The organism is Polynucleobacter sp. 39-46-10 (assembly GCF_002282275.1).
The window spans coordinates 1-5,408 of the sequence record NZ_NCJB01000157.1 but is presented as its reverse complement, the minus strand read 5'-3'; the positions used below and the strand labels follow the sequence as shown (position 1 = coordinate 5,408).

General features: G+C 44.0%; 5 protein-coding genes. 1 reads left to right on the top strand and 4 read right to left on the bottom strand.

Annotated features, from left to right (window positions below; translation table 11 throughout):
- On the top strand, positions 1 to 519 hold a 519-nt coding region (locus B7X71_RS11365), incomplete at its 5' end, for a DUF5672 family protein (protein ID WP_293600777.1).
- Positions 520 to 534: 15 nt separating this feature from the next.
- Here B7X71_RS11365 and B7X71_RS11360 read toward each other — a convergent pair.
- The 4 genes from B7X71_RS11360 to B7X71_RS11345 are packed head-to-tail and all read right to left on the bottom strand — an operon-like array spanning position 535 to position 5,296.
- Positions 535 to 1,509 carry a GDP-L-fucose synthase gene (locus tag B7X71_RS11360; protein WP_293600776.1) on the bottom strand — a complete coding sequence of 325 codons (975 nt, stop codon included), beginning with the start codon at positions 1,507 to 1,509 and terminating at the stop codon, positions 535 to 537.
- Between the two features lie 57 nt (positions 1,510 to 1,566).
- Positions 1,567 to 2,697: a GDP-mannose 4,6-dehydratase gene (gene gmd / locus B7X71_RS11355; RefSeq protein ID WP_293598675.1), complete on the bottom strand. Its 1,131-nt coding sequence runs from the start codon at positions 2,695 to 2,697 to the stop codon at positions 1,567 to 1,569.
- 53 nt (positions 2,698 to 2,750) lie between these two features.
- Entirely contained in the window at positions 2,751 to 3,728 is a 978-nt protein-coding gene (locus B7X71_RS11350; RefSeq protein WP_293598674.1) for a GDP-mannose 4,6-dehydratase, read from the bottom strand.
- Positions 3,729 to 3,739: 11 nt separating this feature from the next.
- The gene (locus B7X71_RS11345) at positions 3,740 to 5,296 is read right to left on the bottom strand and encodes a mannose-1-phosphate guanylyltransferase/mannose-6-phosphate isomerase (protein WP_293598673.1); all 1,557 of its coding nucleotides are present in this window, start codon (positions 5,294 to 5,296) and stop codon (positions 3,740 to 3,742) included.
- Positions 5,297 to 5,408 lie beyond the last annotated feature (112 nt).

The following is a 5,408-nucleotide window of genomic DNA, read 5'->3' as shown; positions in this document are numbered from 1 at the left end:
GACAAATACCAGTGGATGCTTATGCATCAACTTGATGCCTTTTTACTGGAAAATAAAGTTCTATTTTTCACGTCTCTAGGCTACGACTATTTTGGCGCACCATGGAAGACGGGTTTTGAAAACCCCTTATTTTTATTTAATCGCCCAATTTTAAAAAACTTTTTTTCCCGATTTCACGTGGGTAATGGAGGGCTATCCCTGCGAAACATTCCGCGCACACTAGATCTTCTTTTACGAAAACAAAATCATGAATCTCTCAACTATTTTCTAGAAGATGCTTTCTTTGGATACTGGGGACAGAGGGACCATTCTTTTAAATCGTGCCCCATTGAATTGGCTAGCAATTTTGCATTTGAAAGTGATCCAGAATACTGGCTTCTTAAATCCAGGCAATTACCAATGGGAATGCATGCCTATGATGTATGGAGCCCCGACTTCTATAAGCCATTAATCAAAAGCCACCATGATCTAATTGACGCTACTTTTCCAAAAGCGCCATCGACCATTCGTAATCAATAAACCCCTCGTGGAATGCTAGCATTCTGCTTGGGCAAACTCTCCATAAGTCTTCTGCAGGCCAATCTCTAAGCAAACCGAGGCCTTCCAACCCAACTTATTCAGACGACTAGAGTCCATCCACTTACGTGGTGCACCATCAGGCTTGCTTGCATCAAAACTAATCCTTCCCTGATAGCCAACAGCACGGCCAACTGTATCCGCCAATTCGGCAATTGTCACATCACTGCCATAACCAACATTAATATGACTCTCCATTGGAGATGTGTGCTCATCATAGATTCCTTTATCCAACTCCATCACAAATACTGATGCAGCAGCCATATCATCTACGTATAAAAATTCACGCTTAGGAGTGCCCGTACCCCAAATCACCACTTCTGGAGCGCCTGTTACTTTAGCCTCATGAAATCTTCTAATCAGTGCTGGAATCACATGGCTATTTTCAGGATGGTAGTTATCTCCAGGGCCATAGAGGTTGGTTGGCATTACCGAACGATAATCCACACCATGGGATTTTCCGTACTGGCGGTTATAGCTCTCGCACATCTTAATACCGGCAATTTTGGCAATCGCATAAGGCTCATTTGTAGGCTCCAACTTGCCCATCAGCAATGCATCTTCACCCATTGGTTGAGGCGCCATCTTAGGGTAGATACAACTTGATCCTAAAAATAAGAGTTTTTTCACCCCACTCAGAAAAGCCTGATGAATGACATTGTTCTGAACCATCAAGTTGTCATATATAAACTCAGCGGGATAAGTATTATTAGCATGAATACCGCCCACCTTAGCTGCAGCCAAATAGACTTGATCAGGCTTTTCTTGCCCAAAGAATGCTTGTACAGCTGCCTGGTTGGTTAAATCAAGTTCTGCGTGAGTTCTTGTAACAATATTGAGATAACCCTTAGCTTGAAGGGTTCTAACAATTGCAGACCCAACCATCCCACGATGCCCAGCTACGTAGATCTTGTGATTTAAATCAGTAATCATTCTTTAATTTTTTTTGCTTGATATTTATTCTGGGATTTACTTCTTAATTATTCGCAATTAATTCTCTTTACCAACTGCCACTGAGTAACCATGCTTACTTAATAAGGCATGTTGCTTTGCTTGATCCAAGTCATTAGCCACCATCTCAACGATCATTTGATCGAGTGTGATTTCTGGAACCCAACCCAGCTTTTCTTTGGCCTTCGTTGGATCACCCAAAAGGGTTTCGACTTCAGTAGGACGGTAATAGCGTGGATCAATTTGCATAATCACATCACCTACCTTTAAGGCTGGTGCTTTATCACCTTCAATGCTAGCAACGATGGCCTTCTCGTTTTCGGCAGCGCCTTCAAACTTGAGAGCAATACCTAATTGCTTGGCGCTACGAGTGATAAATTCCCTGACCGTGAACTGCACACCAGTAGCAATCACAAAATCCTCTGGCTTGTCTTGTTGGAGCATTAACCACTGCATACGCACATAGTCTTTCGCATGACCCCAGTCACGCAGGGCATCAATATTACCCATGAACAGACACTTCTCAAGGCCTTGGGCAATATTGGCTAGGCCGCGAGTCACTTTGCGAGTAACAAAGGTTTCGCCACGACGCTTGGATTCATGGTTAAAGAGAATTCCGTTACAGGCATACATGCCGTACGCTTCACGGTAGTTCACGGTAATCCAGTAAGCGTACATCTTAGCTACTGCATAGGGGCTTCTAGGATAAAAAGGGGTTGTCTCTTTTTGTGGAATCTCTTGCACTAAGCCATAGAGCTCAGAAGTGGATGCTTGGTAGAAACGGGTTTTCTTCTCCAGACCTAAAATACGAATCGCTTCAAGCATCCGCAGTGGGCCCATTGCATCGACATCTGCCGTGTACTCTGGGGATTCAAAAGAAACGGCCACGTGCGACTGCGCGCCCAAGTTATAAATTTCATCAGGCTGACACTCTTGAATAATCCTCACCAAATTACTGGTGTCAGTCAGATCGCCGTAATGCAGAATCAGGTCAGGATGGTTCACATGAGGATCTTGATATAGATGATCAATCCGCTCGGTATTAAATGAAGACGCACGGCGCTTAATCCCATGAACGATGTAGCCTTTTTCTAATAGGAACTCAGCCAGATAAGAGCCATCTTGGCCAGTAATACCGGTAATTAATGCGACTTTTTGATTATTTTTCATATTTATTTTGACTACTGTTTTTTTAAATAACTAATAACTATATTAAAAATTGATTATAAAGATTGATACATTCTTTTGACGACTTCAGCACCCTTGATTGAGGCCTCCCAATTTAGCCCTTTATTTGCCTTGCTCGGATCCGCCCGTCCAATTTCTAAATCTGTCGGGCGAAAAAGAGTCGGATCTTGAACCACAAAGTCTTTCCAATTGAGCTTTGCTTGCTCAAACGCAGTCTTCACAAACTCTTCTAAGGTAATCGTGGTTCCTGTGGCAATCACAAAGTCTGCTGGTTTATCTTGTTGCAACATCAACCACATGGCCTCTACATATTCAGGGGCCCAACCCCAGTCCCTGGCAATATCCAAACGCCCCAGCTTTAACTGCTCTTTGCTGCCCTGAGCAATACGCTTTACGGCTCGAATGATTTTTTGCGTCACAAAGCGCTCAGGGCGCAGTGGAGACTCATGGTTAAACAAAATACCAGTGCAGGCAAATAAGCCATAGGCATCACGGTAGTTATTGACTAACCAATAGGCGGAACTCTTTGCAACCGCATAAGGACTCATTGGGTAGAACGGAGTATTTTCATTGGCTGACTCGCCGTGGGTGTCACCAAAACATTCACCAGATCCAGCATGGTAGATTTTGATGGGTTGCTCCACCATGCGACAACCCTCTAAGATATTGAGGGTACCCAAGGTAATACTTTGAATGGTTTCAGCAGGCTGTTCAAAAGATAAGCCTACCGAGGATTGGCCTGCTAAGTAATAAATCTCATCGGGATTACTTTTGCGTAGCGCAACCAACACACTTCTAAAGTCCTCTGGGACCATGGAGATATAACTGACTTGACCTTCAATACCCAACTTCTTAAGGTTGGCAAAAGAGGAGCCTTGTACATCTCGTGAAGTACCAAAAACTGCATAGCCTTTTTGCAAAAGCAATTGTGCCAAATAGCTACCATCTTGGCCACTCACCCCACAAATTAAGGCGGTTCGCTTTTTTAAACTATTGAGCTCTGCTGAATTCATTTCATTGCTCATTATTGTGAGCGTCCATAAGTATCTTCAAATCGCACAATATCGTCCTCACCAAGATAACCACCCGATTGCACCTCAATAATCTCTAGTGCAGTTTTGCCAGGATTAGCCAAGCGATGAGTTTGGCCTTGGGGGATATAAGTACTTTGGTTCTCAGTCAACATGATGACCTTGTCGCCATTCGTAATTTCTGCGGTACCTTTAACCACAATCCAATGCTCAGCGCGATGATGGTGCATTTGCAAGGATAAGCTCGCTCCAGGTTTTACCTGAATACGCTTGACTTTAAAGCGCTCACCCTCATCCACGCTGTCATACCAACCCCAAGGTCTCGCAACCTTACGGTGCAGGTTTTTCTCTTCACGCTGTTGTTGCTCTAATTGATTGACGATACTTTTAACATCTTGGCTATTGGAGCGATCGGCAACCAGCACCGCATCAGCCGTTTCAATAATGACTAGGTTATCAATGCCCACAGTACCGACTAAACGACTACTGGCATGCACCAATGAGTTATTAGTATTGCTCAGCAAAGTATCGCCACTAGTGACATTACCGCACTCATCTTTTTTACCCACTTGCCAGACTGCATCCCAGGCACCTAAATCATTCCAACCTGCATTGAGCTCAACCATCTTGATCTGATATTGACTACCAGGGCATTTTTCAATCACAGCATAGTCAATCGACTCACTCGGAATAGATTGAAATACTTCCTTGTCGGGGCGAATAAATTCAGCATCGCCAGATTGATCAATCGCTCTAGCAACCCAAGCCGTCTCAGTGGCACCAAAAATATCAGAGCGAAATTCTTTTAAAGCGGCGAGCCAAGTGCTCGCACGCAAAACAAACATGCCGCTATTCCAGAAATAATGGCCGTTGTCTAAATAGGATTGGACAGTTTTGGCATCCGGCTTCTCTGCAAATTGCTCAACAGTAAATTCACCATGGATGCCTTGAGTCCAACCCTTCTGAATGTAGCCATAACCCGTCTCTGGCGCGGTTGGCGTAATACCTAAGATGGCAATCGTTTTTTTACTCTTGTCAGATGCAACCACATTGACGCAATCTTGCAATGCCTTAGTAAACGCTGCGCCATTCTGAATAGTTTGATCTGCCGGCGTAATCACCAAAATGGGATCGGATGATGTTGTATTACTTTCAGATCCCTGCTCGCTGGCATATAGCGCAGCTAAGGTTAGTGCTGGAGCAGTATTGCGGCCGATGGGTTCAAGTAATAGTGTTGCCTTGACTTGGGGCAACTCCCGTAATTGGTCTGTAACTAAAAAGCGATGCTCTTCGTTGGTCACAATCAGTGTTTTACCAATGGTAATAGAAGACTGCGCATTTCCAGTGTTTCCGGTGTTTCCAGTGGCAACGGTATTTAATCGCTCCACCGCCTGTTGAAAGAGGCTTTTTGCTGAATCATCACCTGAAAGCACCAAAAACTGCTTTGGAAAGCCCGAGCGAGATAAAGGCCAAAGACGAGTACCAGAGCCACCACAGAGAATGACGGGAATGACCGGTATAGCTGGAATATCAGAACTTGCTTTGGTCATGAGCTGTGTGGGCTAAGCCTTTATGCTTTTTGTAAATAAAAGAAGATTTTATAGGCTTTATGGGCGCAAACTCAGCTTATTGGGGTTTACACAATTTTTATGAATTTATTAG

Excerpts from the sequence above, each read along its gene's own strand:
- B7X71_RS11360 (WP_293600776.1), bottom strand. The coding sequence starts at position 1,509 with ATGATTACTGATTTAAATCACAAGATCTACGTAGCTGGGCATCGTGGG.
- gmd (WP_293598675.1), bottom strand. The coding sequence starts at position 2,697 with ATGAAAAATAATCAAAAAGTCGCATTAATTACCGGTATTACTGGCCAA.
- B7X71_RS11350 (WP_293598674.1), bottom strand. The coding sequence starts at position 3,728 with ATGAATTCAGCAGAGCTCAATAGTTTAAAAAAGCGAACCGCCTTAATT.
- B7X71_RS11345 (WP_293598673.1), bottom strand. The coding sequence starts at position 5,296 with ATGACCAAAGCAAGTTCTGATATTCCAGCTATACCGGTCATTCCCGTC.